The 4,645-nt window shown below is 60.3% G+C and carries 6 protein-coding genes; 3 read left to right on the top strand and 3 right to left on the bottom strand.

Translation table 11 applies throughout. The features are described 5' to 3' along the window. The coding region (locus tag Q0239_RS01850) for a DUF1176 domain-containing protein (protein WP_298597440.1) at positions 1–289 on the top strand (289 nt) is incomplete at its 5' end. On the opposite strand, the gene Q0239_RS01845 is transcribed toward Q0239_RS01850, so the two are convergent. Next, a complete protein-coding gene (locus Q0239_RS01845) occupies positions 286–1,089 on the bottom strand; it encodes a spore coat biosynthesis protein F (RefSeq protein WP_298597437.1) in 804 nt (267 codons plus the stop codon). The two genes, Q0239_RS01850 and Q0239_RS01845, sit on opposite strands and share 4 nt — an antisense overlap. 100 nt (positions 1,090–1,189) lie before the next feature. On the opposite strand from Q0239_RS01845, the gene Q0239_RS01840 reads away from it, so the two are divergent. Next, positions 1,190–2,491 (top strand): homoserine dehydrogenase, encoded by a 1,302-nt coding sequence (locus Q0239_RS01840; RefSeq protein ID WP_298597434.1) that lies wholly within the window; start codon positions 1,190–1,192, stop codon positions 2,489–2,491. A gap of 1 nt (position 2,492) precedes the next feature. Next, the gene (gene glpX, locus Q0239_RS01835) at positions 2,493–3,467 is read left to right on the top strand and encodes a class II fructose-bisphosphatase (protein WP_298597431.1); all 975 of its coding nucleotides are present in this window, start codon (positions 2,493–2,495) and stop codon (positions 3,465–3,467) included. 5 nt (positions 3,468–3,472) lie between these two features. Here the strand turns inward: glpX and Q0239_RS01830 are convergent, their stop codons facing one another. Both Q0239_RS01830 and Q0239_RS01825 read right to left on the bottom strand, forming a co-directional pair. Further along, on the bottom strand, positions 3,473–3,964 hold the full coding sequence (locus Q0239_RS01830) for a flavodoxin family protein (RefSeq protein WP_298597428.1): 492 nt from the start codon (positions 3,962–3,964) through the stop codon (positions 3,473–3,475). Continuing rightward, a complete protein-coding gene (locus Q0239_RS01825) occupies positions 3,961–4,473 on the bottom strand; it encodes a prolyl-tRNA synthetase associated domain-containing protein (RefSeq protein WP_298597425.1) in 513 nt (170 codons plus the stop codon). The genes Q0239_RS01830 and Q0239_RS01825 overlap by 4 nt, the downstream gene beginning before the upstream one ends. Between the last annotated feature and the right edge of the window lie 172 nt (positions 4,474–4,645).

Here is a 4,645-nt window from a genome sequence, read left to right as displayed (position 1 = left end):
AGCCGACGGCAAGAAATGGACCTTCGCCCCGGCACGCTTCGATTATCCGGATCAGGCGGATGAGGGTATGGACGGAATCAAGCTGCTTTCCAACCCGAGCTGGGATGCCGCGACACAACAACTCAGCAGCTTTCACAAAGGGCGCGGCCTGGGTGATTGCGGCACCGCCCGGACTTATGTCTGGGATGGGGACATTTTCCGCCTTGTCGAAGCTTTCGCGATGGACGAATGCCGTGGTTCTGCCGAATGGATGCAGCTCTGGCGTGCCCGGGTGGAGTTCAAGGATTAACCCTTGCGCGCTTTCAACAAAAGCTCAGCGACCCCATAAGTCCGCTCATTATCGACATCGATGGCAAATGCTCCATCGGGCGTGATTTGCGGCACTACCTGAACGCCGAATCGACGCGAAATGGCCTTGAACGCCTTGTCGAGCGTCCACCAGCCCAGCCGGAAGCGGATCAGATTGATGATGCCGAACGCTTTGGCGATGCGGGCGCGGTTCTTCGCAAATTGCCCACCTTCGCGAAAGGCTTCGGTCGCCCGTAACGCTTTGGCATTGCGCAGCCAAAAGACGTTGCAGTTCGAAATTGCGACATCCTTGAATTCATAAAATTTGCGTTGCCCGTCTGGATGTGCTGCGCGAATGGACTCGCGTGTGGCGAGCACGACAACAGCATCGCCTTCGCTTGCCAGCGCATCGCGATGCACGTTTTGGAGATAGCCGCTTTCCGCAAGCACATTGTCGGCTGTGGTGATCAGTAGCGGGAATGCGGCATCGCCTCCAGCTAGTGCGATGGCGTGTTCGACGCTTTCGACGATCCCAGCCTGCGCCTCGCTCAGAACCAGACGCCCGCTTTTTACAAGCGCCGCGACTGCTGGCAGGTCAGCGATAACGGCGGGATCATGGATCGAGATGAAAACCTTGGCTTCGGGAAAGGCCGGGCCAGCCGCCCCCCCCCCCCCATCTCGCGGCGGGTTGCCCGTGATCGGGGCCCGGCCATTGGGGGGGGAGGCTGCGCGTTCGGCGAGCGGATCGAGCTTCCCGTCGCGTTTGCCCGCGAGGATGAGGATAGTCGGTTGATCGGTCATGCCGCGCCTATAGGGTTGGACACAATTTCGGGCAAGCTAAGGCTGGCCAAACAGCGGAATTTGCACTAGGCGCAGCCGCGAAAAGGGAATTCGGGGTTTTATGGCAAACGCGCTTCGTATCGGATTGGCCGGGCTGGGAACGGTTGGCACCGGCGTCATCCAGCTTATCGAAGAAAATAGCGCCTTGATTGCGCGCCGTGCCGGTCGCCCGATCGAAATTACCGCCATCACCGCGCGCGATCGTTCCAAGGATCGCGGTGTAGACCTCACGCCCTATCGCTGGGTGGATGATATGGGCGAACTCGCCACGGCCGTCGATGTCGACGTGGTTGTCGAATTGGTCGGCGGTTCCGATGGTCCGGCGCTGACGCTGGCGCGCGAAACGCTGGGCGCTGGCCGCGCGCTGGTTACGGCTAATAAGGCGATGATTGCGCATCACGGTGCCGAATTGGGCGCACTTGCCGATTCTAAAGGCGCGCCGCTAAAGTTCGAGGCAGCGGTCGCGGGCGGAATCCCGGTGATTCAGGGGCTGCGCGATGGGGCGGCGGCCAACCGCATTGACCGCGTGTACGGAATCCTCAACGGCACCTGCAATTTCATCCTATCGGCGATGGAACGCGATGGCCGCGATTTTGGTGAGGTGCTGGCCGATGCGCAGGCAAAGGGTTTTGCAGAGGCAGACCCCAGCTTTGACATTGATGGTGTCGATGCGGCGCACAAACTTTCGATCCTTGCATCGCTCAGCTTTGGCAGTCGCATTGATTTTGACGGCGTCGACATTCGCGGCATTCGCAAGATCATCGCCGCCGATATCGCGCAGGCACAGGCACTGGGATATCGCATCCGCTTGATCGGCCTTGCCGAAGTCGATGGCGAAAATGGTGGTTCATCGCTGTTCCAGCGTGTCCAGCCGTGCCTTGTCCCCATCGATCATCCGCTCGCCAATGTGACCGGCGCGACCAACGCGGTTGTTGCGGAAGGCAATTTCTCGGGCCGCTTGCTGTTCCAGGGCGCGGGCGCAGGTGATCGGCCCACAGCCTCTGCTGTGGTGGCAGACCTTGTCGATATTGCACGCAAGGAAACCGGCCCGGCATTCTCTGTGCCGACAACCGAACTTGACGAATTGCCGCGCGCCACCGCCGCGCATCGCATCAACAAGACCTATTTGCGAATGCTCGTTGCCGACCGGCCGGGTGTACTCGCTGAAATAGCCGCGGCGATGCGCGATGCCGGGCTTTCGATCGAAAGCCTCATCCAGCGCGAGGTTGCCGATGGCTCGGCCCTCATCGCCATGGTCACGCACGAGGCGCGTGAGCAGGCCGTAACCGATACCCTCGCCGCCCTTAATGGCTCTGATAGCCTGCAGGGTGAACCGATGGTCATGCATATTTTGGGAGAATAGAATGACGACGCAATCTAGCGGCGCAATGGACCGCGTTCTGGTCCTCGAAATGGTGCGCGTTACAGAGGCCGCTGCGATGGCAGCGGCAGAACTGATCGGCCGCGGCGACGAAAAGGCTGCAGACGCGGCAGCGGTGGAAGCCATGCGCGCCGCGTTGAACTCACTCTACATGGACGGCACGGTCGTCATCGGTGAAGGCGAACGAGACGAAGCACCGATGCTCTATATCGGCGAAAAGGTCGGCATGGCACCCGGCAAGGGTCCGAAAATCGACATTGCTCTCGATCCGCTCGAAGGCACAACGATCACGGCCAAGGCAGGTCCCAACGCCCTGGCGGTGCTTGCGGTGGCCGAAGAAGGCAATCTGCTCAACGCGCCCGACGTTTATATGGACAAGATCGCGGTGGGCCCCGGCTATTCTCCAGGCATCATCGATCTCGCCAAGAGCGCGACCGAAAATGTGATGGCAGTCGCCAAGGAAAAAGGTGTGCCGCCAGGCGAAATCATCGTCTGCGTTCTTGATCGCCCGCGGCATGAGAAGTTGATTGCAGAATTGCGCGCTCTAGGTTGCGGCATCATGCTGATCCCTGATGGCGACGTTGCTGGCGTGATCGCCACCACCAATCCCGATACGACCATTGACCTATACATGGGTTCGGGCGGCGCACCCGAAGGCGTGTTGGCTGCGGCGGCATTGCGCTGCGTTGGCGGCCAGTTCAAAGGGCGCCTGCTGTTCCGCAACGATGATGAGCGCCTGCGCGCGCGCAAATGGGGCATCGAAGATCTCGACAAGATTTACGACCTTGAGGAACTCGCCAAGGGCGATTGCATTTTCGCCGCAACCGGAGTGACCAGCGGTTCGCTTCTCGAAGGCGTGAAGCGCACCCGTGATGGCAAGATCACCACCGAAAGCGTCGTGATGCGTGCTTCATCGGGCACTGTGCGTTGGGTGAAGAGCGAGCATCGCCGGGCGTAACCGCGCTAAAAAACCCCTAGCGCCAATCCCTCGGCCATCGCCGCGCCATATTCGCGCGCCTTGGCCAATTCCGGTTCGTCGATTGTCTTGGGTGCCAAAATGGCTTCCGGCGTCTGCGCATGCGTGCACACAATCAGGCTGTCGGCGATGCGTTTCAACCGCCAGCCTGTGGCAATGCGTTCAGCCTGGCGAACGGCATTGCGGCCATCCGACCCTGCGCAGACCAGCAGTGCATAAGGCCGCCCTTCGATCTGCCCGAGGCAGGGATAATAGCTGCGGTCGAAAAAGGCCTTCATCACCCCGCTGATGGCGGCGAGATTTTCGGGGAAGACAAAGATATAGCCATCGACGTCAAGCAGCGTTTGCGGGCTCGCTGCTTCGGCATGAAGCAGCACGACTTCCAGTCCCTCCGCAGCCCGCGCGCCCATTGCGGCGGCTTCGGCCAGCGCTTGTGATCCGCCGGTCATGCTGTGCCAGATGATGGCAAGCCGCTTCATGCCGGTGCGGTTTCGTCGAGGCGGGGAATGTATGCAATCTGAGGATTGTGGTGCCAGCTATCCAGTACCTTCACAAGGTCGCTTCCGGAAAGGCCTAGTGAAGCGGTGTTGCGCAGCGGATGCACCCAGACGGTCGCTGCTTCGGCGAGATCGCAATCCAGCACGACCCGCACTTCGCCGTCGGCGTCGTTCATCGCGCTCAAAGGCGTCACCGACCCGGGCGTAAGCCCCAGCAGGCGCAGCAGATCCTCCGCTTTGCCAAAGCTTAGCCGTTTTGATCCGATGGTGTCCGGTAACGCCTTCAGGTCGACCCGAATTTCGCCCGGCACCGTGACCAGCCAGAACTGGCCACCATTGTCTTTCAGGAACAGGTTTTTGGTATGTGCGCCGGGAATATTGGCATTCACATCGCGGCTTTCATCGACGGTAAAAACCGCCTGATGCTCCTCGACTGCATAAGCAATGCCGAGGAGCTTCAAGTCTTCATAGAGTTTGGATTCCGCGTCCAACTCAGGGCATGCGGTACATGGCGCAGACCTTGTTGCCTGCCGGATCGCGCAGATAAGCGAGATACAGCTTCATCGCGCCGCCATCACGAACGCCCGGCGGGTCTTCGATTGCGGTGCCACCATGAGATCGGAAGAGCGTCGTGTAGGGAAAGAGTGTAGATCTCGGTGGTCG

This window comes from uncultured Sphingorhabdus sp. (genome assembly GCF_937872355.1).
Taxonomy (GTDB): domain Bacteria; phylum Pseudomonadota; class Alphaproteobacteria; order Sphingomonadales; family Sphingomonadaceae; genus Sphingorhabdus_B.
The sequence above is the reverse complement of the archived record's forward strand: the minus strand, read 5'-3'. Positions and strand labels throughout refer to the sequence as shown.